The 21373-nt window shown below is 73.4% G+C and carries 21 protein-coding genes; 11 read left to right on the top strand and 10 right to left on the bottom strand.

What is annotated here, in order from left to right:
- Positions 1 to 145: 145 nt before the first annotated feature.
- Positions 146 to 910, bottom strand: coding sequence for an alpha/beta fold hydrolase (locus ACFQ79_RS20995; protein ID WP_383585667.1), 765 nt, complete (start codon positions 908 to 910; stop codon positions 146 to 148).
- 159 nt (positions 911 to 1069) lie between these two features.
- On the opposite strand from ACFQ79_RS20995, the gene ACFQ79_RS20990 reads away from it, so the two are divergent.
- The 3 genes from ACFQ79_RS20990 (at position 1070) to ACFQ79_RS20980 (ending at position 4964) form a co-directional block, all read left to right on the top strand.
- Entirely contained in the window at positions 1070 to 3655 is a 2586-nt protein-coding gene (locus ACFQ79_RS20990; protein ID WP_383585665.1) for a SpoIIE family protein phosphatase, read from the top strand.
- 111 nt (positions 3656 to 3766) lie between these two features.
- A complete protein-coding gene (locus tag ACFQ79_RS20985; protein ID WP_266972627.1) occupies positions 3767 to 4015 on the top strand; it encodes a type B 50S ribosomal protein L31 in 249 nt (82 codons plus the stop codon).
- A gap of 109 nt (positions 4016 to 4124) precedes the next feature.
- Complete coding sequence (locus ACFQ79_RS20980) at positions 4125 to 4964, top strand: NAD(P)H-binding protein (RefSeq protein WP_383585661.1); 840 nt, start codon at positions 4125 to 4127, stop codon at positions 4962 to 4964.
- A gap of 216 nt (positions 4965 to 5180) precedes the next feature.
- Here the strand turns inward: ACFQ79_RS20980 and ACFQ79_RS20975 are convergent, their stop codons facing one another.
- Together ACFQ79_RS20975 and ACFQ79_RS20970 are read right to left on the bottom strand one after the other, a co-directional pair.
- On the bottom strand, positions 5181 to 5678 hold the full coding sequence (locus ACFQ79_RS20975; RefSeq protein ID WP_383585659.1) for a peptidylprolyl isomerase: 498 nt from the start codon (positions 5676 to 5678) through the stop codon (positions 5181 to 5183).
- Positions 5679 to 5801: 123 nt separating this feature from the next.
- A complete protein-coding gene (locus ACFQ79_RS20970) occupies positions 5802 to 6014 on the bottom strand; it encodes a hypothetical protein (protein ID WP_355970260.1) in 213 nt (70 codons plus the stop codon).
- Positions 6015 to 6229: 215 nt separating this feature from the next.
- Between ACFQ79_RS20970 and ACFQ79_RS20965 the strand changes: the two genes are divergently transcribed.
- A complete protein-coding gene (locus ACFQ79_RS20965; RefSeq protein WP_383585655.1) occupies positions 6230 to 6745 on the top strand; it encodes a hypothetical protein in 516 nt (171 codons plus the stop codon).
- A gap of 66 nt (positions 6746 to 6811) precedes the next feature.
- Here ACFQ79_RS20965 and ACFQ79_RS20960 read toward each other — a convergent pair whose 3' ends face one another.
- From ACFQ79_RS20960 to ACFQ79_RS20950, 3 genes are all read right to left on the bottom strand, one after another.
- On the bottom strand, positions 6812 to 7321 hold the full coding sequence (locus tag ACFQ79_RS20960; RefSeq protein WP_383585652.1) for an NUDIX domain-containing protein: 510 nt from the start codon (positions 7319 to 7321) through the stop codon (positions 6812 to 6814).
- 171 nt (positions 7322 to 7492) lie between these two features.
- Positions 7493 to 8410 (bottom strand): YhjD/YihY/BrkB family envelope integrity protein, encoded by a 918-nt coding sequence (locus ACFQ79_RS20955; RefSeq protein ID WP_383585650.1) that lies wholly within the window; start codon positions 8408 to 8410, stop codon positions 7493 to 7495.
- 106 nt (positions 8411 to 8516) lie between these two features.
- Positions 8517 to 8990, bottom strand: a complete 474-nt coding sequence (locus tag ACFQ79_RS20950; RefSeq protein WP_383585648.1) for a winged helix-turn-helix transcriptional regulator — start codon at positions 8988 to 8990, stop codon at positions 8517 to 8519.
- 112 nt (positions 8991 to 9102) lie between these two features.
- On the opposite strand from ACFQ79_RS20950, the gene ACFQ79_RS20945 reads away from it, so the two are divergent.
- Positions 9103 to 9618: a PaaI family thioesterase gene (locus tag ACFQ79_RS20945; RefSeq protein ID WP_383585646.1), complete on the top strand. Its 516-nt coding sequence runs from the start codon at positions 9103 to 9105 to the stop codon at positions 9616 to 9618.
- Between the two features lie 52 nt (positions 9619 to 9670).
- On the opposite strand, the gene ACFQ79_RS20940 is transcribed toward ACFQ79_RS20945, so the two are convergent.
- Positions 9671 to 10036, bottom strand: a complete 366-nt coding sequence (locus tag ACFQ79_RS20940) for a luciferase family protein (protein WP_383585643.1) — start codon at positions 10034 to 10036, stop codon at positions 9671 to 9673.
- Positions 10037 to 10138: 102 nt separating this feature from the next.
- Positions 10139 to 11557: a PP2C family protein-serine/threonine phosphatase gene (locus ACFQ79_RS20935; RefSeq protein WP_383585640.1), complete on the bottom strand. Its 1419-nt coding sequence runs from the start codon at positions 11555 to 11557 to the stop codon at positions 10139 to 10141.
- A gap of 181 nt (positions 11558 to 11738) precedes the next feature.
- On the opposite strand from ACFQ79_RS20935, the gene ACFQ79_RS20930 reads away from it, so the two are divergent.
- The 4 genes from ACFQ79_RS20930 (at position 11739) to ACFQ79_RS20915 (ending at position 14942) form a co-directional block, all read left to right on the top strand.
- Positions 11739 to 12608 carry an AAA family ATPase gene (locus ACFQ79_RS20930; protein WP_383585637.1) on the top strand — a complete coding sequence of 290 codons (870 nt, stop codon included), beginning with the start codon at positions 11739 to 11741 and terminating at the stop codon, positions 12606 to 12608.
- The gene (locus tag ACFQ79_RS20925) at positions 12605 to 14020 is read left to right on the top strand and encodes a VWA domain-containing protein (RefSeq protein WP_383585635.1); all 1416 of its coding nucleotides are present in this window, start codon (positions 12605 to 12607) and stop codon (positions 14018 to 14020) included. Before ACFQ79_RS20930 ends, ACFQ79_RS20925 begins: the two co-directional genes overlap by 4 nt.
- A 62-nt stretch (positions 14021 to 14082) precedes the next feature.
- A complete protein-coding gene (locus ACFQ79_RS20920; RefSeq protein WP_383585633.1) occupies positions 14083 to 14292 on the top strand; it encodes a DNA-binding protein in 210 nt (69 codons plus the stop codon).
- A gap of 65 nt (positions 14293 to 14357) precedes the next feature.
- Entirely contained in the window at positions 14358 to 14942 is a 585-nt protein-coding gene (locus tag ACFQ79_RS20915; protein WP_383585630.1) for a nucleosidase, read from the top strand.
- Positions 14943 to 14998: 56 nt separating this feature from the next.
- Here ACFQ79_RS20915 and ACFQ79_RS20910 read toward each other — a convergent pair whose 3' ends face one another.
- The gene (locus tag ACFQ79_RS20910) at positions 14999 to 16168 is read right to left on the bottom strand and encodes an alpha/beta hydrolase family protein (RefSeq protein ID WP_383585627.1); all 1170 of its coding nucleotides are present in this window, start codon (positions 16166 to 16168) and stop codon (positions 14999 to 15001) included.
- Positions 16169 to 16685: 517 nt separating this feature from the next.
- Between ACFQ79_RS20910 and ACFQ79_RS20905 the strand changes: the two genes are divergently transcribed.
- Positions 16686 to 17810, top strand: coding sequence for an LLM class flavin-dependent oxidoreductase (locus tag ACFQ79_RS20905; protein ID WP_383585624.1), 1125 nt, complete (start codon positions 16686 to 16688; stop codon positions 17808 to 17810).
- The gene (locus ACFQ79_RS20900) at positions 17807 to 19171 is read left to right on the top strand and encodes an NtaA/DmoA family FMN-dependent monooxygenase (protein ID WP_383585621.1); all 1365 of its coding nucleotides are present in this window, start codon (positions 17807 to 17809) and stop codon (positions 19169 to 19171) included. Before ACFQ79_RS20905 ends, ACFQ79_RS20900 begins: the two co-directional genes overlap by 4 nt.
- A 115-nt stretch (positions 19172 to 19286) precedes the next feature.
- Here the strand turns inward: ACFQ79_RS20900 and ACFQ79_RS20895 are convergent, their stop codons facing one another.
- Positions 19287 to 21212: a CocE/NonD family hydrolase gene (locus tag ACFQ79_RS20895; RefSeq protein ID WP_383585618.1), complete on the bottom strand. Its 1926-nt coding sequence runs from the start codon at positions 21210 to 21212 to the stop codon at positions 19287 to 19289.
- Positions 21213 to 21373: the final 161 nt, after the last annotated feature.

The following is a 21373-nucleotide window of genomic DNA, read 5'->3' as shown; positions in this document are numbered from 1 at the left end:
TCAACCGCCCACCCCCTATATAAACACTATAAGCGGGGTGGGCAGGGTATTTGGTTTATAACCCACCCCCTTCCCCGGGGGGGGTGCCCGGGGGCGGGGGGGTCCACCGGGCCCCTAAGCCCCGGGGGCCACCGCGAAAGGTCCCTCAGGCGGCCAGAAAGGCCTCGATGGCCTCGGCGAGCGCCTGCGGGGTCTCCTCGGGCGCGTAGTGACCGGCGTCCTTGAGGACCTCCAGACGCGCGTTGGGGTACCAGCGCAGCCAGGTCGCCTCCATCGCCTCGGCGCCGAGAGCCGGGTCGTGGGCGCCCACGACGAGCAGCACGGGGGCCGGGTTGTCACGGACGCGCTCATGGAAGTCCGTGCGCGACCAGGAGTCCAGGTAGGCGCGGAAGGCCGTCGCCGAGGAGCGCCGGACGGAGCGCTCGACGAGGGCGCTCAGCCAGGCGTCGTCGTAGCGGCCGCCGGTGGTGTTGTCGATGATCGCGCGCCGGTTGGCCGCCGTGTCGGCGGCGCCGGCGAAGAGCTCCCAGGTATCGCCGTCCATGGGGAAGCCGGCCGCCGAGACGGGCGAGATGCCGATGATCGAACGGACCCGGTCGGGGGCGTCGAGGAGCATCAGCTGCGCGGCCTTGCCGCCCATGGAGTGCCCGACGACGGAGAAGGAGTCCCAGCCGAGGTCGTCCGCGACGGCGAACGCGTCGGCCGCGACCTCCTCCATCGTGTAGGCGCCCGCGTGGTCGAGTGCCTCGCCGTAGCCGCGGCAGTCGACGAAGGCGTAGGACCCTGAGGCGTCGTTCAGATGGGCCCGCAGCGGGGCGAAGCTGGTGCGGTCGCCGAACCAGTTGTGGAGCAGGAGGGCCCGCCTTGGCCCCTCGCCCTGCACCTCGTACGGAAGAACCCGGCCCGTCATCCTGCCCCCTGGTCATGAGGTGGTGTAGCGCCCTGCGGCGCCGGTCGACGACCGAGTGTGACGGTGCGGACGCGTGCGGTCAACACCCCTCTTGCCTTGAGAGGCCGGGGGCACGGGTCCGGGATGCGGTGCCTTTCCGGAGAGGCGCATCCTGGCTGTGTGACCTCGCACGGCACGACCGCCCCAGGCCCGGCGGGCAGTAGCGGGCGTCTGTCCGGGAAAGGAGCTGCCGACGGGCCCGTTTCCGACGCTCTGACCTGGACGCTCGCCGAGGCGGCACTGCGGGCGGTCGACGAGGTCGGGGGCTACGCCGGCGGGGTGTATCTGCGCTCCGGGACACCCGGACTGTTGCGGATGGCGGCCCTGGTGGGGCTGCCTGGTCCCTTGTTCCGCCCGTGGTTTCGCATGCACACGAACCGGCCCTTCCCGATCGCCGAGGTCCACCGTTCCGGACAGGCCGTCCACCTCCATGACGTCGAGGAGGCGATGCGGCGGTTTCCGCAGCTGGTGGCCAGCCTGCCGTTCCCCTTCGCCTCGCTGTACACGCCGGTCGTCGCCGGTCGCGAGCGGTTCGGGGTCCTGGTGGCGCTGCGGCCGCCGACTCCCGGAGTCCCGGTGGACACCCGCGACCGGAACCGGATGATGCGGGGCGGTCTGCAGCTCGGCGAGGCCCTCGCCGAGCTGGCCCGCCAGGGGACGACCCTCGAATGGCCGGGCGACCCGGTGTGCGTACAGCTCTCCACCTCGGGCGCGCCGCCGGTCCGCTTCGGTTCGTTCGACTGGGACCTCGACACCGGCATGGTCATGCTGGACGCCGGCCTGCTGGCGATCCTCGGCGCCGACGTGCCCTCGCCGTGCCCGATCGACGTCCTCACCTCGCTCCTCGAGCCGGAGGACGGGTACGCGCTGTGGGCGGCGGCCCGGCAGGCGACGGGGCCGGACGGGAGGCCGGTGGTGCGCAGGATCCGGCTGAAGGGCCCGGACGGAGGGCTGCACCTGCTCGAGGTCTCGACGCGGGCGCGTACGGCTCCACCGGGCACGGCACCGGTCTCGGGCGCCGGAGGGGAAGGGGCGCCACGTCTCGGCGTCGGCGGCGTCAGCACCGGGCTGCGGCTCACCTGCACCCTCGTCGACCTCGGCACCGGTCTGATCGGCTCCGACGCCACGGACCGGCTCCCGCGGGCGATCCTGGCGATCGACCGCCTCGGACGCGTCACCTACGTCAACGAGCGCACCGAGCGGCTCCTCGGCCGCCCCCGCGGGGCCCTGGCGGGAAGGCCGCTGTGGGAGGCCCTGCCCTGGTTCGGTCTGCCGTTCCACGAGGAGCAGCTCCGCGCCGCGATGCTCTCCGGCGATCCCGTGCGCTTCCTGGCCCGTCCGGAGCGGAGTCAGTGGCTTTCGGTCTCCCTCCATCCCGGACGGGACGGCGTGACCATGGTCCTGGTGCCGGAGAACGACCCGGGCAGGCCCGCCCGGGACCGTCCCAAGACCGGCGCGCCGACGGAAGACACCCTGTCCCTGCCCGACGACGAGGTCTCGGCCCTGTACCGGCCGGTGGCCCTGGCGATCGCGCTGTCCGAGGCGGTGACGGCCCGCCAGGTGTCGGCGGTCGTGACGGAGGAGCTGCTTCCGGCGTTCGGCGGGCGCCAGCTGGCCATCTACCTGCTGAGCGACCGCCGGCTGTACCTGGCCTGGGAGACGGGCTTCCCGCCGGGCTTCCTCGAACCCTTCGACGGCGTGGCCCTGGACGCCCACGTGCCCGGCGTGGAGACGCTCACGACGGGCAGGCCGCTGTTCTTCGAGTCGATGAAGCAGCTGGGCCGCAGGTATCCGGACCTGCCGCTGGACGCGCACTCGGGGGCGCGGGCGTTCCTGCCGCTGATCGCCTCCGGCCGGCCGGTCGGCTCCTGCATCCTCGGCTTCGACCGGCCACGCGGGTTCAGTTCGGAGGAGCGGACCGTCCTCACGGCGCTCGCGGGCCTCATCGCGCAGGCCCTGGAGCGGGCCCAGCGGTACGACACGGAGTCGGCCGTCGCGCGCGGCCTCCAGGACGCCCTGCTCCCCCACCGGCTGCCGGTCCGGGAGGGCGTGGAGACGGTGGGCCGCTATCTGCCCGGCACGCAGGGCATGGACGTCGGCGGTGACTGGTACGACGTCATCGAGACGGGGCGGGGACGGCTCGCGCTCGTCATCGGTGACGTCCAGGGGCACGGGGTGGCGGCCGCGGCCACCATGGGACAGCTGCGCAGCGCCGTACGGGCCTTCGCGTTGGCCGGGCATCGGCCGCAGGACGTGATGCGGGGGACCAACCGGCTGCTCATCGACCTCGATCCCGGGCAGTTCGCGAGCTGTTGCTACGTACTCCTCGATCCGAAGTCGGGGCAGCTCCGAGCGGTTCGGGCCGGGCATCCGCCGCCGCTGCTCATGCACCCGAACGGGATGACGGAGCGGATCGAGCTTGCGGGCGGCATGGTGCTGGGGATCGACGTCCGTGCCTCGTATCCGGTGACACGGCTGCAGCTGGATCCCGGTGGGGTGCTCGCGCTGTTCACGGACGGGCTCGTGGAGAAGCCGGGCCAGGACATCGACGACGGCATCGAGCTGCTGCGCCGGGCGCTCGCGGCGACCACTTCGATGCCGCTCACGGAAGCGGCCGACCGGGTGATCCGGGACGCCAGGCAGGTCACGTCCCGCCCGGACGACATCGCGCTGCTGCTCGCGGCGCGGCGGCCGGAGCACGGCTGACGGTCACCCGGTCGGGCCCGTGGCACTGGTCCGTCGCCGTGGGCGCGGGGAGGCTGGGGGTGCCGTGCCGATCAGGCCGGACGAGCCAGGGCGTGAGCCCGAGGAGGACACGTGCAGCAGGACAAGCAGCCCGAGTACGGCCCGGTGGTCTTCCGTGACCGCTCGGCCGGGTACGCCTTTCTGACCCGGTCCACGGCGACCAGCGACCGGACCATCGAGTGGGACGACGGCAACACGTACCCCGTGATCGACGTCGAGATCTCCTCCGAGAGCCACCCGTTCTACACGGGGAAGGCACGGACGGTGGACTCCGAGGGCCGGATCGCCAAGTTCGAGCGGCGCTTCGGCGAGGAGAGCTGACGTCTCTCCGTGAAACTGGCCAGAAGGTGGCCGGTTCGCCTTCCAGGATGAGGTCACGAAGACGGCGGAGCGCTCGCGCTCCGCCGATGACTCCCTGGAGGGGAAGACCGTGATCGTGGTGACCGGAGCGACCGGAAACGTCGGACGACCGCTGGTGGAGCTGCTGGCCGCGGCCGGTGAGAAGGTGACGGCGGTGAGCCGTAGGCCGGCCGACGGGCTGCCCGGGGGAGTGACGCACCGGCGGGGGGACCTGGCCGATGTGGACGGCCTCAAGGGGCTGTTCGCGGGTGCGGACGCGGTCTACCTGCTCGTGGCGGGCCTCGGGGACGAGCTGGACCCGCGCCAGATCGTCGCGGCGGCGGTGGCGGCCGGGGTGCGGCGGATCGTGTTCCAGTCCTCGCAACTGGTGGGCACGCGGCCCGATTCGGTGTCGCACGGCATTCTGCGTGCGTTCGAGGCGGCGGTACGGGAGTCGGCGCTGGACTGGACCGTGCTGCGGCCGGGTGGTTTCGCCTCCAACGCCTTCCTCTGGGCCGATCAGGTCCGTTCCGCGCGCACGGTGGCGGCGCCGTTCGCCGATGTGGCGCTGCCGGTGGTGGACCCGGTGGACATCGCCGGCGTCGCGGCGAAGGTGTTGCGCGAACCGGCGGCGCACGCGGGTCGGACGTACGTCCTGACCGGGCCGGTGGCGGTGTCACCGCGGGAGCAGGCGCGGGCCCTGGCGGGGGTCGTCGGCGAACCGGTCGCGTTCGTGGCGCTGAGTGCGAGCGAGGCCCGCTCGCGGCTGGTTCGGTTCCTGCCGGAGGACGCCGTCGACGGGATGCTGTCGGTGATGGGCGAGCCCAGCGCGGAGGAGCAGCGGGTGAGTCCCGATGTGGAGCGGGTCCTCGGCAGGGCGCCGCGACCGTTCGCGGCCTGGGCGGAACGGAACGCGCCCGCCTTCGTCTGAAGGACGGCGGCTCGTGTACGGCTCGGACGGGACGGGCGTACGGGCCTGGATGAGGCTCGCGTACGGGCGGGGCCGGCTCGCGGACGGCAGCGCGGGCGAGCGCCGGGGAACTCGGCGGGGGCGGGGACGCACGTCGCGCGGACGGCGTCCCCCGCCCCGGCCGGGTGGGTCGAGCGAGGGCGCGCGGGGCGCCCTCGGCTCAGCTCGGAGAGGCGATCAGGCCTTCACGATGCCGGACTCGGAGACCTTGATGACCGCGGCGGTGGCGCCGGAACGGGAGCCGAGGCCCTCGATCTTCTTGACCAGGTCCTGGCCCTCGACGACCTCGCCGAAGACGACGTGCTTGCCGTCGAGCCAGTCGGTGACGATCGTGGTGATGAAGAACTGCGAGCCGTTGCTGTTCGGGCCGGCGTTGGCCATCGAGAGCAGGAACGGGCGGTCGTGCTTCAGCTTGAAGTTCTCGTCGTCGAACTTCTCGCCGTAGATGCTCTTGCCGCCGGTGCCGTTGCCACGGGTGAAGTCGCCGCCCTGCAGCATGAACTGCGGGATGACGCGGTGGAACGGGGAGCCGGCGTAACCGAAGCCGTGCTCGCCGGTGGCGAGCTCGCGGAAGTTCTGCGCCGTCTTCGGGACGACGTCGTCGAACAGCTGGAAGGTGATCCGGCCCGCGGGCTCGTCGTTGATGGTGATGTCGAAGTAAACGTTGTCGCTCATGGGGACATCCTGTCATTAGTCACGCACGGCGCGCGCACGGGCCGCCTCCTCGCGGGTCACGGCGTGCCGGTGCCCCGCGGCCCGTCGGGGGCGCGGGGCACCGGTCGTCGCGGGTGGCACGGGTCAGAGCAGCCCGCCGGCGCCGGGAGCGGGAAGGGTGCTCTGGGCGCCCTGGACGGTGTCGAGGACGGTGTCGACGCCCTGGTCCTCCTGGAGGAGGCCGGTCGCACCGCCCAGGGGGTTCTCGGCGGCGTTGGCCTGCGGCGGAGGCGTGACGAGGGCGGTGACGACGCCTGCGGCGAGGGAGGCGATGGCGAGCATGCTGCGCTTCTTCATGCCCTGGTCAACTGCTGAGCGGCCGAGGAGTTACGGGCTCCGCCGGATCCGGACGAACGGCGCCGGCTCCGGCCACCACGCGCGCGCCCGCACGCACACCCACACCAAACCGAAATGAGGAGATTTACCTCCTATCAGGTGGAACCATATGGTCTGGGTGGATGTCTCTGTCAGTGACACCACTGTCCCCGGAGCAGGAGAAATTGGGGGACGTCATGCATCACCGTCACACCCTCGCGGCCGTCGCCGCGGGAATCCTGTTGACCGCCGGGATCGGCGCCACGATCCCGGCCGGCGCCTCGACCGCCCCGCTCTCGAAGACGCAGGCCACGGCCCTGGTCGTCAACGCCCGTTGGGGCGGCCACGCGACCTTCGACCGGCTCGTGATCGACGTACGGGGTGCCATGCCCCCGGTCACCGTGCACCAGGTGGGCGCGCTGCACTACGACGGCTCGGGCGGGCGCGTCCCGCTGGCGGGCAAGCAGTTCCTGGAGATCCGCCTCTCCCCCGCGGCCGCCCACGACGACGCCGGAAGGTCCGTCTACCAGGGACCCCGGCTGCTGAAGATCCATCTGCCCGCGCTCAAGGGAGTCGCCCTGACCGGCGACTTCGAGGGTGTGGTCACCATCGGAGCCGCCTTCGACACCAAACCCGTCTACAAGACCTTCCGGCTGCACTCGCCCGAGCGCTTCGTGGTCGACATCGCCCACCCGGTGGGCTGCCGGGCCTGAGGGGTCCGGCCGGAGGCGGGGCCGTCCGGAGGGCCGGCCCCGCCTCCGTACTCCTCCCGCGTACGCCTACGGCCGGTCCCCTTCGCGGCCGGTCTCTAGGTAGAGCGGGGTGCCCGTCCTGCGGGCCCGGTCGGTGGCCGCGAGACGGGCGAACTCGCGCGGCTCCATCTCCCGCTCCCACTCGTCGAGCGTGCGCAACCGGTACGCGCTGTGCTCCCCGGGGTCGAGGACCACGCCGGCGATCTGCTCGTCCGTCAGCTCGCCGCCGTCGAAGACGAAACCGATGTGGTTGGCGGGCCAGTCATCGCCCCGGTCGGTGACGAAGTGGGTGCCGAGCAGCCGCGGCTCGCCGGTGAAGGTGATCCCGGTCTCCTCGTGGCACTCGCGCACCGCCGTCTCCCAGGGGGTCTCCCCCGGGTCCATGTTCCCGCCGGGCCACTGCCACAGCTCGGTGTCGTAGCTGGCGAGCAGCTGGAAGGGGCGGCCTCGGGTGTCGGTGAAGTAGAGGCAGGCGTATGCCGTCGCTCTCGGCAGGGTCGCGACGTACTCGACGGGCGGCAGCCAGATGTTCGCCATGGGCGGCTCTCCTTCGACGGGCCGATGGGATCACCCTCATCCAAGCGGTACGGGGGACGGCGCCGGGCCGCTCGGGGGTGGATCACCGGATCGTGTGATCGATTTCCCGGCGATCTCGGCCGTGCTTCGTCAGGTCGCCCCTCGTCGGGTCCCCGGCGTCAGGTCGCGGGGTCAGGCGTCGGTCGGGGGGTCGCGGCGCAGGCGCCGGTCGAGCAGGCGCTCGTGGACCAGCCGGCCGACGAGGGCGCTTCCGTACACGACGAAGCCGACGCCGACGAGCCACGACTGGAGGACGAGGACGGTGCCGAACTGCCCGTAGGTCACCGCGTTCGAGGCGATGAGCGGGGAGAAGACGAGCTGGGAGAAGATGCGCAGCCCGAGCAGGCCGAGCGCGGTCAGCACGGCTCCCGGGGCGAGGGCGCGCCAGCGGATGCGCCCGCAGAGCAGAAACCGCTGCGACCACCAGAAGAAGAGGAAGGTGCCGACCAGGTCACCGAGGGCGACGAGAACGGTGACCGTCGCCGGGGACTCGGCCGGTGCGGGGGTGGCGACGAACAGGAGCAGGCAGGCGACGAGGACGGCCAGCCAGACGACGTGCCGCCACATGGTGTGCCAGCGGGCCGTGGGGAGGTCCCAGGCCCGCTCGTACCCGGTCTGCACGGCGGATCCGAAGGTGACGCCGAAGGCCGCGAGGGCGGCGAGGCCGAAGGCGGTGGTGCGTTGCAGGGCCTGCCCCGGCTGCCCGAAGAGCCGCTCGACCTCCTCCTCGGAGACCTCGGAGACGCCGAGGCCCTGGACGAGCCAGCGGGCGAAGCCCTGACCGCTGGCGAGGTCCGCCGCGGCGACGACGATGAGGAGCGGCACGAGGGTGAGCAGGCTGAGCGCCGCGAAGCCCATGGCGCGGTGCATGAGTTCCATGGCACGGCCGCGGTTCCAGGCGAGACCGACGGGCGAGACGACGACGCGGGTGTGGAGGCGCTGGAACCAGTGGCCGTGTTCATGACCGTGTCCGAGGTCGTGTGCTCGGCCGTGCTCGGGGCCGTGCTCGGCGGGGGCACCGTCGTACGGCGGACCGGGTGTGGAGGGCATGCCTCGTGAGGTACCCGGCTGGGCGGTGGGCCATCGCGGGGTGCGGCCGAACGGGTGCCTGGGCGGGCGGATCCGCGGGTTCCCTGGGGAGCCGGCCGGCCGGGCGTCAGGGGGTGAGCGGGCGGGCGCCGGGGCCGGGGCGGACGGTGACGTCGCGGGCGGCCAGGGTGGCCTGTTCCTCGCCGTCGCACTGGACGACGACGCGGACCGGGGCTCCGCAGTCGGTGTGCCGGATGTCGAGGACCGGTCCCTCCGGTTCGCCCGCGTGGGTGTCACCCCACTGCTTCAGGGCCAGGAGTACGGGCCAGAGGTCGACGCCCTTGCGGGTGAGCCGGTACTCGTACCGGGTACGGGAACCGGGTTCCCGGTACGGCTCCGCCCGCAGCAGTCCGGCCGCGACCAGCTTGCGGAGTCGGTCGGCGAGGACGGCCTCGGAGAGCCCGAGGTGCCGACGGAACTCGTCGTAGCGGCGGACGCCGTTGAAGGCGTCGCGCAGGATCAGCAGGGTCCACTTCTCGCCCACGAGGTCCAGGGCGCGGCGGACCGGGCAGTTCTCCGTGTCCGTCTCCAGCCACTTCATCGTCACACTGTAGCCACCTGACTGTGTCGTTGACAGTCAGCTTTCAGGACAGCTAGCTTCGCAGTACAGAGCCAGCTGAGCATCAGCCGGCCACGTCGGGCGGAGAGTGGTCATGGGGCGGTCGCGCACGGTCGAGTGGGAGGACGCCGGAGCCACCGCACGGGCCGCCGGGACGATGGCGGGCCTCGACTTCCTGCGGGAGATGGTGGCGGGACGACTGCCGGGTCCCCCGATCGCGGCGCTCCTCGGCTTCGGCCTCGAAGAGGTCGAGGACGGACGCGCGGTGTTCACCTTCGAACCGGGTGAGGAGCACTACAACCCGATCGGCAGTGTGCACGGCGGGGTCTACGCGACCCTGCTCGACTCGGCCGCAGGCTGCGCGGTCCACTCCACGCTCCCGCTGGGCACGGCGTACACCTCGCTCGACCTGTCGACCCGCTTCCTCCGGCCGATCACGGTCGACACGGGCAAGGTGCGGGCGGTCGGCACGGTGATCTCGCGCGGGCGCCGGACCGCGCTCGCGGAGGCGGGCCTCTACGACGCGGAGGACCGGCTGCTCGCCCACGCGACCAGCACGTGCATGCTGTTCCCGATCCCGGCGGGGGGTTCGGGGAGCACGCGCGCGTAGAGCCGTCCGAGGCCGGTCCTGGTTCCGCCCTGTCCTCGTACCCGCGGTCCGGTCAGCGGAGTCCGGAGACCGGGCGGGTACGGGTGCAGCCGTCCGGTGCGACGTCGGGGACGCCGTTGGCCTGGAGGGCGGCGCTCACCAGGGTGGCGAGCAGGTCGATGTCCGACCCCATGTCCAGGCGGACCGTCACCCACCCCGATCCGGCGCGCAGACGGACCGCGCTCGACCCCAGGAGGGCCGGGCGCAGCTTCGCGACCATGGCGCGGGTGAGATGGACGTCGGCCTCGTGTTCGCCGTGGAAGTGCACGATCTCCTCCGTCGCCGTGCCCAGTCCGAGCGCGGCGCCGCAATGGGCGCGGCCGGGGGTCAGCGAGGGCCAGCTCATCAGACGTTCACTGGCATGCCTGGCCGTGTTCATACGAGGAGCGTGCCGGGCCCCGGGGCCGCGCACAAGCGTCCGGCCGGAAGAATCCCGCTGAGGGCTGAAACATGCTGGAGGCAGGGGTGGTGTGACCGTGCGTCACGGCGGTCCGTGGGACGGATGTGACCCTGCGTCACTGGCGTGGACGCGCGCGCGGATGCGGGCGGCGAGGACGGCCACGTCGTCCTCCGCGCCGTGCGCGCCGAGGCGGTGAAGCACCTCTTCGACGACCTGGTCGGGGCCGGAGTCCCGGGGGAGCCGGAGGGCGGCGAGCCGGGCGAGGGAGTCGTCGATGTCCTCGCCGCGGCGTTCGACGAGTCCGTCGGTGAAGAGCAGCAGGGTGTCTCCGGGGCGGAGCGGACGCGTGGTCGGTTCGTAGCCTCCGACGCCGGTGCCGAGGGGTGGTCCGACGGGGAGGTCGACGAGTTCGGCCGAGCCGTCGGCGCCGAACACCGCGGGCGGGAGGTGCCCGGCGCTCGCGAAGGTCGCGGTGCCGCGGGCCGGGTCGACCCGGACGAGCAGGACGGTGGCGGGGCGGCGGGCGTCGTCCTCGGCGACCACGGAGTCGAGATGGCGCAGCACGCGGTGCGGGGGCAGGTCGGTCGCGGCGACCTCGCGGAGCGCGGTGCGATAGGCGTTCATGTCGACGGCCGCGTCGAGGCCGTGCCCCATGACGTCGCCGACGACGAGCAGGCTGCGGCCGAAGTGGAGTCGTACGGTCTCGAACCAGTCGCCGCCGACGAGGGCGCGGGGCCCGGCGGGCAGGTAGCCGCCGGCGATCTCCAGATTGGGGTGCGGCCGCCCCGGTTCGGCGACGAGGGCGCGCTGGAGGTGGAGGGCGGCGTCCTCGGCGGCCGCGAGTCGTCGGGCATGGGCGAGATGCCGGGCAGCGAGGCGGGCGGCGTGCCGGGCCAGCGCCACCTCGTCGCCGGAGAAGCGCGTGCCGCCGGTACGGGTCAGGGTGACCGTCCCGAGCGGCTCCTCGTCGTGGACGGCGAGGGGGAGGGAGAGCCGGTGGACGGCGGAGTCGCCCGCCGGGACGGGAACGGATCCCACGGCCCGCTGCTCACCGCCCGGCTCGGCAGACGCGCAGGGTGCCTCGGCCTCCGCCGGGGCCTCCGCCGGGGCCTCGGGCTCCACCTCCGCCTCGGCCTCCGCCCGGCCCATGTGCCCCAGCGGCTCCGGGGACCCCGGCGACCCCAGCGGCTCCGGGGACCCCGGCAACCCCTGTGGCTCAGGGGATCCCCGGAGCTCCGGCGGCGGGGATCCCGGCGGCTCCTGCGGCGGGGACCCTGGCTGCTCCGGAGGTCCCGCTTCGGCCGCGCGCCGCGGTGGGGCGCCCGGTTCCGTCAGGAGGTCGACCGTGGTGGCGGCGCGCAGGTGCCGGGCGGCGAAGGCGGCGAGTTCGCGGCAGGTGCTCGTCTCGTCGAGCGTCGTGCCTATCTCGCCGACCGCCTGCTCCATGGCCCGCACCCTGGTCAGGAGGGCCTCTTCCTGCTCCGCTTCCCGTTCCGCCACGACACCTCCACCGCCGCGCGGTCCCCGGGTGGCGTACCCGGTCCCCCCATTGCACCAGCGGGTGGCGCCCCGCGCGCGGCACGGACCTTGCGCGGGACGGTTGTGCGGCGGTGCCTGATCTGATCAAGTACAGCAGAGGCTACTGGCCAGTACGAGATTCCGCTCCCCGGGGGGACAGCCAATGACGACCGGTTTCTTCAGCTCCGTCGACGACGTCGCCGATCGGCTCGCCGCCACCGGCTATCTCGCCTCGCCCGCCGTCGCCACGACCGTCTTCCTCGCCGACCGCCTCGGCAAGCCGCTCCTCGTCGAGGGCCCGGCCGGCGTCGGCAAGACGGAGCTCGCCAAGGCGGTCACCGAGGTCACCGGCGCGCGCCTGGTCCGGCTCCAGTGCTACGAGGGCGTCGACGAGTCCCGCGCGCTGTACGAGTGGAACCACGCCAAGCAGCTGCTGCGGATCACGGCCGGGCGTGGCGAGTCCTGGGACGAGACGCGGACGGACATCTTCGGCGAGGAGTTCCTGCTCCCCCGCCCGCTGCTCACCGCGATCCGCTCCGAGCAGCCGACCGTGCTCCTCGTCGACGAGACGGACAAGGCCGACGTCGAGGTCGAGGGCCTGCTCCTGGAGGTCCTCAGCGACTTCCAGATCACCGTCCCCGAGCTGGGGACGATCAAGGCGACCCGGCGCCCGTTCACCGTGCTCACCTCCAACGCGAGCCGTGAGCTCTCCGAGGCGCTGCGTCGCCGCTGCCTCTTCCTGCACATCGGTTTCCCCGAGGAGGAGCTGGAGCGCCGGATCGTCACGCTCAAGGTCCCCGGCCTCGACGAGGCCCTCGCCGCGTCCGTGGTGCGGGTCGTGGGGGCGCTGCGGGCGATGGACCTGCGGAAGGCGCCGTCCGTCTCCGAGACGATCGACTGGGCCCGTACGCTGCTCGCGCTCGGCGCCGACCGGCTGGACGAGCACGTCGTACGCGCGACCCTGGGCGTCCTGCTCAAGCATCAGGACGACATCGTGAGGGCCGCGGCCAAGCTCGACCTGGACGCGGTGTGAGCCGGCCCGTCGACGGCGTCGAAGCCGCCTCCGCACCGACGACGGCCACCACCCGCCTCACCGGTCTCGTCGGGGCACTGCGTGCCCATGGATTCGGGATCGGGACCGGCGAGACGGTGGACGCGGGGCACGCCCTCGAGGCCGTCGGATTCACCGACCGGGAGCGGGTGCGCGAGGCGCTCGCCGCGACCCTGCTGCACGGCGAGGCGCAGCGCCCGGTGTTCGACCGCGTCTTCGACCTGTACTTCCCCCTCGGCCACACCGGGGCCTCGGAGACCCACGAGGACGCCCCGGCCGGTCCGGCCGCTCTCGCGGCGCTTCGCGACCGGCTCGCCGAGGCCCTCACCACCGCTGACGGCGCCGCGCTCGACCGGCTCGCCGCCGAGGCGGTGGGCGGTTTCGGCGGCTACGGCTCCGGTCCCGGGTCGGACGGCTGGTCCTCGTACCAGACGCTGTCCCGGCTGCGCCCCGAGACGCTGCTCGCCCGCGTGCGGGAGCGGCTCCGGGCCGCGCCGGGGACGGAGGAGCCCGAGTTCACCGAGCGGCTGCTCGACGACGAGATCCGGCGCCGCATCGAGGCCTTCCGCGAGCGGGTGCGGACCGAGGCCCGGCGGCGCGTGGCCGAGCGCCAGGGCCGTGACCGGGTCGCGCGCCGCGCGGTCGGGGGCACGGCGGACACCGTCGACTTCCTCCTGGCCGGGCGGGCGCAGCTGGACGATTTGCGACGGACGGTACGGCCGCTGGCGCGGAAGCTGGCCACCCGGCTGGCGGCCCGGCGGCGGCGGGCGTCGCGCGGGGAGATCGATCTGCGGCGGACGCTGCGCCGCTCGCTGTCGACCGGCGGCGTGCCGGTGCGACCGGTGCTGCGCCGACGCCCCCCGCGACGGCCGGAGCTGGTCCTGCTGTGCGACGTGTCCGGGTCCGTGGCCGGTTTCGCGCAGTTCACGATGCTGCTGGTGCAGGCCCTGCACGACCAGTTCAGCCGGGTACGCGTCTTCGCCTTCGTCAACCGGGTGGACGAGGTGACGGGGCTGATCGCCCGGGGTTCCGCCGATCCGGCCGGGCTCGGCGACCGCATCCTCGCGGAGGCGGAGCTGACCGGGTGGCACGGGCAGAGCGACTACGGGACGGCCCTGGGCGAGTTCGCCGACCGGTACGCCGAGGTCCTCGGCCCGCGCACGGTGGTCTTCGTCCTCGGAGACGCCCGCACCAACGGCTCCGACCCGAACCTCCCGGCCCTGAAGCGGATCGCGGACCGGGCCCGCCGGGTCCACTGGCTCAACCCCGAGCAGCCCTCGCTCTGGGGAACGGGCGATTCCGTGGCGCCGGCCTACGCGGGTCTCGTCGAGATGCGCCCGTGCCGGAACGCCCGCCAGCTCGGGGCGCTGATCGGTCGCCTGCTGCCGGTGTGACCGCGCGACGCACAGCGGCGGGGAGCGGGCCCGAGCCCTCCCCCACGTGGCACCATCGGTCCATGGCCACCGGATCCGACCGTCCCGAGACGGAATTCCCCCGCGCCATCGGCGCGCCCGCCACCCGTGCGCTCGCCGCGGCCGGGTACACCCGCTTCGATCAGCTCGACGGGGTCCCCACCGCCGAACTCGCCGCCCTGCACGGCGTGGGCCCGAAGGCGCTGCGCCTGCTCGGCGAGGAGCTCGCGGCGCGCGGCCTGTCGCTGCGGTGAGCGCCCCACCACTGGCCGGGACCTCGGCTGTACGGCGGAAGGGGCCGCGAACTAGCGTGGCCCCCATGGAACTCTTGGGAGAGATCACCGCCGACCGTCCGCTGCTCGTCCTCGCCGTCAAGGAGGAGGCGCAGTTCCTGGACACGGACCTGCCCGTGCTGCTGACCGGCATGGGCAAGGTGAACGCGGCGACCGCGCTCGCCCTGGCCCTCGGCCGCGGCCCGCGGCCGTCCGGGATCGTGAACCTGGGTACGGCGGGGGCGCTGCGTCCCGGCATGACCGGGACGCACGTGATCGGCACCGTGGTGCAGCACGACTTCGACGGCCGGCTGCTCGCCACGCTGACGGGCGAGTCGTACGGCGCGCCGCTGACGCTCCCGGACGGCGGTGACACGGTCCTGGCGACCGGGGACACGTTCATCTCGGACGAGACGGCCCGTGCCCGGCTCGCGGAGCAGGCCGCTCTCGTCGACATGGAGGGGTACGCCCTGGCCCACGTCGCCGCGACCGCCGGGGTGCCGCTGCGGATCGTGAAGCACGTCAGCGACGAGGCCGGTGAAGGCGCGGCGCGCACCTGGCGCGAGTCGGTCGCCGACTGCGCGCGGATTCTCGCCGACTGGGCGGCGGCGAACACCCCGTACCGCGCCTGAGGGTGAGGGTGAGGAACCCTGCGGCCGTCGCCTGACGGCCGCCGGGTTCCGGTCTGTCAGCGGTGCTGGAAGTGGACCTCCGGGTTCGTGGGCGACGGGCCGTCGAGCAGCGGCCGCGGGAGTCCGCGCAGGTGCTGGTCGAAGAAGGCGGCGACGTACGTCCGGGTGACGGCGACGGCGCGGTCGGCGGGCAGCTCGGGCTGCGGCAGGCCGAAGTGGCGCGATATCACGGGGCCGTCGGAGAAGGTGAAGTGCTCGGAGCCGGCCACGGTGACCCAGCGCTTCCACCCGTCGAGGCCGTTCCACGTCCGGTCCCAGGTGGTGTCGGTCCCCCCGGGCAGATGCATGGCGTCGTGGGTCCCGAGCATCATGAACGGCCGGCCCCGCAGGCCCTGCGCCGGCAGTTCCTCCCAGAAGGACCCGTCCATGTTGATCCCGGCGTCGATGCGCGGATCGGCCACCATCGCGGAGGCCGCGCTCGCTCCGCCGATGGAGTGGCCCGCCATGCCGATCCGACGGGCGTCGATCACGCCGGCGTGCTTCCACACGGGCCGGGGCCCGGTGAGCCGGTCCAGGACGTGGCGCATGTCGGCGGCCCGGGTCGAGGTGACCACGCTGCCGTGCACGCCTCCCTCGTCGAGGGCCGTGCAGGCGACGCAGGTGAGGGTGCGGCCGCCGGGGAGGCTGATCCCGTAGGACTCGTAGGCGTGGTCGACGGAGGCGACGACATAGCCGCGGGAGGCGAGGTCCTCGGCGAGATGGGTGAGGGTCCAGCGGGAGACGCTGAAGCCCGGTGAGAGCAGGACCAGGGGGCGGCGGCCCGGGGCGGGCCGCGCGTCGGTCCTGCTGTGGGTGCGCGTACGGGCGAGGACGTCGCCGGAGACGCCGGGCCCGAGCTGCTCGGCGAGGAGGCGCGCCTCCTCCCGGGTGGCGTACGGGGCGGGGCGGCCACCGCCCGCGCGCGCGGCCGGGTAGTGGAGGGTGACCATGAGCGCGCGTCCGTCGGCGGTGGGAACCCACGGGTCGGTGCGGGAGCGGTCGACGAGCGGGAGGACGGTGCTTCCGACGGAGTACGGCCCGGTGGGCGCGGGCAGCGTGGCGGCCCTCGCCGGCTGTGCGGCCGACGGCGGCGGGGGGTCGGGAGTGGCCGCGACGGCCACACCGGCGGGTAAGGCGACGGAGCAGACGAGGAGGGCGGCGACGGCCGCCCTGGTGAATCGGATCATGAGGACACGCTAGAAGCCCCCGTCGCCCCGTCGCGTCCTGCTGCGGTCCCATGTGCCGTCAGCCCGTGGACGTATGCGCTCGGCGCGGGTGAAGCGACCCCGGGCCCCGGCCACTTGCCGACGCCGCGGGTGAACTCCCGCGCCCTCCGCGTCCGTCCGCCCGCCCATCTCCCGGAACGGCCTTGACAGCGCGGAAGGCGGCCTGCCTAAGCTGAAGCGCTCCCTTCCTGAACCCGGACGGGATCTCGGCCCGGACCTGCGGGGAGGCGGATGTGCGCGGAGCGAGCGCGAAGCCGTTCGGCCTCCGTCCCGGCCCCCGGGCGAGTGCCCGGCTCGTCTGCCGGCGGCACGTCGACTTCTGCCGTACCTCCTCGGCCATCTGTCCTTCCGCCCGCGTTCGACCCCGGCCCGTGGGTCCGCGCGTCCGCTGACACCCCGCCGCCCCGGCCTCGCACGGTCGCGCCTCCGCGCGCCCGTGGGTCCTGCCGCGTGCTCCTGTCTTCCGGAAGGACTTCCCATGCCCCGCCCCGCCCTGCGCCTGGCCGTCGAGATCGACGGCGACGGTGCCCATCCGGCCGCGTGGCGCCGTGCCGCGCACTCCCCAGGCGAGCTGCTGACCCCGCGTCGGCTCGCCCGGGTCGCGGCCGCCGCCGAGAACGCCGGGTTCACCCTGGTCACCCTGGACGACTCGATTCTGCCGCCCGGTTCCGGCGCCGGTCCCGCGGGCCGGATCGGCGCGGTCGAGCGCGCCGCGTTCGCGGCCGCGTCGACGAGCGTCCTCGGGGTGGCTCCGGTCCTGGCGACCACCTACGCCGAACCGTTCCACGTGTCCTCGCAGCTCGCCTCGCTCGACCACGTCTCGGCCGGTCGGGCCGGCTGGGTGGTGGGGGTCGAGACGGACCCCGCCGCCGCCCGCGCCTGGGGGCGACCGCCGGTCGAGGGACCCGAGGCGGCGGCCCGCGAGGCCCGCGACGGCCTCCGGGTCGTACGGGATCTGTGGGACTCGTGGGAGGACGATGCCGTGATCAGGTCGGTGGCCACCAGCCGCTACCTCGACCGTTCGCGGCTCCATTCCATCGACTTCGCCGGTGAGACGTACTCCGTGAAGGGGCCGTCCATCGTGCCTCGCCCGCCGCAGGGGCGGCCCGTGGTCCTCGCCCGCCCGGGGATCGTGCCGGCCGAGCTGACCGATGTGGCCCTGGTCGGCGGCGGCAGCGTCGCCGACGTGGGCGCGGCGGCCGCGAGGGAAAGCGCGTCACCGCGCGCCTTCGCCGAGATCGAGGTGGCCCTCGACACCCCGCACGAGACGGCGGGGGAACGGATCTCCGACCTGGAGCGGTACGCCCCGTGGGCCGCCGGGCCGGACCGGCTGCGGTACACCGGCTCCGCGGCGGGTCTGGTCTCCCTGCTCTCCGAGTTGCACGGGCGCGTCGACGGGGTGCGGCTGCACCCGCTCGTGCTCGACGAGGACCTCGCCGTGCTCTCCCGGCTCGTGCTGCCCGAGCTGTTCGTCCGGCGGGTCGCGTTCCGGCCGCTGCCCGGCACCACCCTGCGTGCCTCCCTGGGCCTCCCCCGGCCCCTCAGCCGCTTCACGACGACCGACGGTGCCGCCGCCACGCCCGTACGGGAGGAGATCCGATGACCCGCACCGATCCCGCCGACGTCCCCCGCCCGGACGCGCTGCTGCACTTCGGGGTGTTCTTCCAGGGCGTCAACCACTGGACGATCTGGTCGGATCCCTGGAGCGGCTCCCAGATCGATCCGGGCTCCTTCCTCCGCGTCGCGCGGACCGCCGAGCGCGGACTCTTCGACGCCTTCTTCCTCGGGGACGGACTGCGGCTGCGGGAGTCGGAGGGCGGCGTCCACGAGCTGGACGTCGCCGGCCGCCCGGACTCGATCACCCAGTTGTCGGCGCTCGCCGCCGCGACCGAGCGGATCGGGCTCGTCTCCACGTCGAACACCACGTACAACGAACCGGGCGACCTCGCCCGGCGTCTCGCCGGTCTCGACCTGCTGTCGGGCGGCCGGGCCGGCTGGAACGTGGTGACCACGCACAACGCCTGGACCGGGGAGAACTTCCGTCGCGGCGGCTTCCTCGACCACGCCGACCGCTACCGGCGCGCCGAGGAGTTCCTGTCGGTGGCACGGGCCGTGTGGGACGGCTGGGCGGAGGGCGCGGTGGCCGGGTCCGCCGACGCCCGTTCCTGGTCGGTGCCGGAGGCGGTGGGACGCGTACGGTCGAAGGGCGCCCACTTCGACGTCGACCTGGTTCCCACGCTGCCGCGCAGTGCACAGGGGCATCCGGTGATCTTCCAGGCGGGAGACTCCGGCGAGGGACGGGACTTCGCGGCCCGTCAGGCGGATGTGGTGTTCTCGGCGCACGGTACGGACTTCGACGACGCGCTCGCCTTCGCCGAGGACATCCGGCGCCGGCTGCGGGCGGCGGGCCGGGCCGAGGACGCGCTGAGGATCCTGCCGGGTACGGAGATCATCATCGGGGCCACCGAGAAGGAGGCGGAGGAGAAGGAGCGCTGGGTCCGCCTCGAACAGGTCACTCCCGCGGTGGCCCTCGGCATCGCGAGCCGGCTGTGGGGCTTCGACCTGTCGGGGCGGGACGCCGACGGGCCGCTGCCCGCCGAGGACCCGGTGGTCGCCGCGTACGACGGGAGGTTCGGCACCCGTCAGCTGGGCGAGACCCTGGACACGGTGGCCGAGTGGCGCGCCAGGGCCGAGGCCAACGGCTGGTCGCTGCGCGAGACGGTCATCGAGCTCGGTCCGCAGCGCGGCCATGTGGGAACCCCGGCCGGGCTCGCCGAGAAGTTCGCCCGGTTCGTCCGGCACGGGGCCGTCGACGGCTTCAACATCTCCCCGTACCTGGTGCCGGACGGTCTCGACGACATCGTGGAGCTGCTCGTACCCGAGCTCCAGGAACGCGGTGTGTACCGGTCCGCGTACACGGGCACGACGCTCCGGGAGCATCTGGGGCTCGCCCCGGTGGTGTGACACCCGGGCCTTCCCCGGCGGTGTGACAGCCCTGCCGGACGGGCACGCGGGGGAGAACCGCGTGCCCGTCCGTCGTACGGCGCGGGCGGGAGCCGGGCTGGTCAGCCGGGGCGGGTCAGCCGAGCGGCAGTTCCAGTCGGGACGGTTCCGCCTCCGGGGAACCGATGACGGTCTGCGTCCAGGTGACGGACGCGTCCCCGTACAGCGGGTCCTTGCTGTCGACGACCAGCAGCAGCCGGTTCCCCGAGGGAATGTCGTACGCCGCCGCCTGGAGCCTCCAGGTGACGGTGGTGTCCTGTTCGGGCGTCAGGCCGTACACGTTGAGCGGTTCATGGCTGATGATCCGGGCCGTGCCGTCCTCGGCGACGTCCAGGAGGTGGGCGTAGAGGCTCGCCGACGTGGCCGTGGAGCGGACGGTGAGGCGCAGCCGCGGAATGCCCCGGACGCGGCGGCCCACGCCCTCCTGACCGCCGGGCGAGACGAGCGGTTCGGTCGTCCACACGACCGCGTGGCGGCGGTCGATCTTGCGGGTGTCGTAGATCTTGGGGTTGCCCCGCCATTCCGCCTGACCGGTCTTCATGATCGCGTCCATGGCGGTGGCCTCGGTGTCCACGCCCGCGAGGAACGCACGCCGCCAGCCGGTCTCCTCCGCTCCGGGCGCCCCCGCGGGGACGAGCCGGCCGTCGGTGCCGCCCCCGCCGTCGCCGGTGAGGCCGAAGACCTCGGTGGTGTCGGTGACCTCGTTCCAGCCGGGACTGGTCTCGCGGCGCGCGGGTACGACGATGCGGTTCTCGCCGGTGGGTTCGCCGGTCTCCGGGTCGAGGGCGGGTTCCGTCACGTACGAGAACATCACCTGGTTGCAGACCTGCGGCCATTCCTCCACGCCGTTGCGCTCGCCCCTGAGGTGGTGGTCGAGCCAGGCGTACGCCTCCGCCATCGGGAGGTTGACCTCGCCCCGGACGGCGGGCGGGCCGATCAGCGCGGGCCCCTCGGGCGCGGCGTGGTCGCCGATCCACAGGTTGAGCCGCTTGGGCACGTCCAGGCCGTTGAAGGTCTCCAGGGTCTGGTTGACCGCGAAGAGGCTCTCGTGCCACGTGTTGGAGAAGAAGGTCGGCGTGCCGTTCTCGTTGGTGAGGGGGAGGTACGACTCGGGGGCGCGCTTGAGGCCCCATTCGACGACGGCGTCCAGGTTCCGGTCGGCCTGGAAGTCGGCGAGGATCTCCCGGTTGGCCTCGTCGAACTTGCTCTCGACCGGTCCGCCGGTGAGGGCGAGGAGGGCCTTCACGACCGCGAGGTGACGGGTGTCGTGGTCGTAGAGGCTGGTCGCGAGGTTGCCCCAGGTGCTGAGGGCGACGACGGCGGCGACCCGGTCGTCGTGGGCGGCGACGAGCTGGCTGATGCCGGAGCCGTACGACTCGCCCATGAAGCCGATGACGCTCGGGGCGAAGCGGTCGACGGCGAAGTCGATGACCGCGGAGCCGTCGGCCCAGTCGTGGGGTCCCGCGACGTCGACGAAGCCGCTGGAGGTGGAGGGCAGTCCGGGGATGCCGAGGCCGCGCGGGGTGTAGGCGAGGACGTGGTAGCCCTTGCGGGCCAGGACGAGGTACGACCAGAGGAACAGCGGCCAGCCGAAGGGGGTCCAGCCGGCGGGCACGACGACGAGCGGGTGCGGGCCCTGGCCGAGCTGACGGAGGCTGAACGCGGAGAGCCGGACGTTCTCCGCGGCTCCCTCGCTCTCGGCGGCTCCTTCGATGCGGTGGTACGCGGGCAGCGCCAGGCCGCGCACCTCCTCGACGATCGCGGCGAGTTCGGCGGGGAGCAGGGCCGTGGCGGTGCCGGTGCCGTCGGTCGTGTCGCTCAGGAGCGCGTTGGCGAGGGTCTGGCCGAGCCGCACGGCGCCGGGGTCCACCGTTCCGTCGGCGGCCCAGAGGCCGCGAGCGGTGATCCGGGAGGTCTCGGCGGAGGTCAGGGCCGTCGTGACGTCCGGGAAGCCGGGAAAGTGTTCGGACGAGCCGGTGGTGAAGGAGTTCTCCTTGGGCACGTGCACCCGTTCCTCTCGACTGGACTGGTGACTGTCCGCGTCGCGGACGGTCGCAAGCCTCACCTATGTGGGGCGGAGCGACCAGAGCGCACGAACAGCGCACGTGTCACGCAACCGGTCGGGAACGACACAAGCCGCCCCGAACTCGATGTTTGGGGACG

This window comes from Streptomyces sp. NPDC056480, assembly GCF_042795405.1.
Taxonomy (GTDB): domain Bacteria; phylum Actinomycetota; class Actinomycetes; order Streptomycetales; family Streptomycetaceae; genus Streptomyces.
This window is presented reverse-complemented; position numbering and strand designations above follow the sequence as displayed.

Bases quoted from the DNA above. Each gene is read 5' to 3' on its own strand.
- ACFQ79_RS20995 (WP_383585667.1), bottom strand. From the start codon at position 910: ATGACGGGCCGGGTTCTTCCGTACGAGGTGCAGGGCGAGGGGCCAAGG.
- ACFQ79_RS20975 (WP_383585659.1), bottom strand. From the start codon at position 5,678: ATGAGCGACAACGTTTACTTCGACATCACCATCAACGACGAGCCCGCG.
- ACFQ79_RS20970 (WP_355970260.1), bottom strand. From the start codon at position 6,014: ATGAAGAAGCGCAGCATGCTCGCCATCGCCTCCCTCGCCGCAGGCGTC.
- ACFQ79_RS20965 (WP_383585655.1), top strand. From the start codon at position 6,230: ATGCATCACCGTCACACCCTCGCGGCCGTCGCCGCGGGAATCCTGTTG.
- ACFQ79_RS20960 (WP_383585652.1), bottom strand. From the start codon at position 7,321: ATGGCGAACATCTGGCTGCCGCCCGTCGAGTACGTCGCGACCCTGCCG.
- ACFQ79_RS20955 (WP_383585650.1), bottom strand. From the start codon at position 8,410: ATGCCCTCCACACCCGGTCCGCCGTACGACGGTGCCCCCGCCGAGCAC.
- ACFQ79_RS20950 (WP_383585648.1), bottom strand. From the start codon at position 8,990: ATGAAGTGGCTGGAGACGGACACGGAGAACTGCCCGGTCCGCCGCGCC.
- ACFQ79_RS20945 (WP_383585646.1), top strand. From the start codon at position 9,103: ATGGGGCGGTCGCGCACGGTCGAGTGGGAGGACGCCGGAGCCACCGCA.
- ACFQ79_RS20940 (WP_383585643.1), bottom strand. From the start codon at position 10,036: ATGAACACGGCCAGGCATGCCAGTGAACGTCTGATGAGCTGGCCCTCG.
- ACFQ79_RS20930 (WP_383585637.1), top strand. From the start codon at position 11,739: ATGACGACCGGTTTCTTCAGCTCCGTCGACGACGTCGCCGATCGGCTC.
- ACFQ79_RS20920 (WP_383585633.1), top strand. From the start codon at position 14,083: ATGGCCACCGGATCCGACCGTCCCGAGACGGAATTCCCCCGCGCCATC.
- ACFQ79_RS20915 (WP_383585630.1), top strand. From the start codon at position 14,358: ATGGAACTCTTGGGAGAGATCACCGCCGACCGTCCGCTGCTCGTCCTC.
- ACFQ79_RS20910 (WP_383585627.1), bottom strand. From the start codon at position 16,168: ATGATCCGATTCACCAGGGCGGCCGTCGCCGCCCTCCTCGTCTGCTCC.
- ACFQ79_RS20905 (WP_383585624.1), top strand. From the start codon at position 16,686: ATGCCCCGCCCCGCCCTGCGCCTGGCCGTCGAGATCGACGGCGACGGT.
- ACFQ79_RS20900 (WP_383585621.1), top strand. From the start codon at position 17,807: ATGACCCGCACCGATCCCGCCGACGTCCCCCGCCCGGACGCGCTGCTG.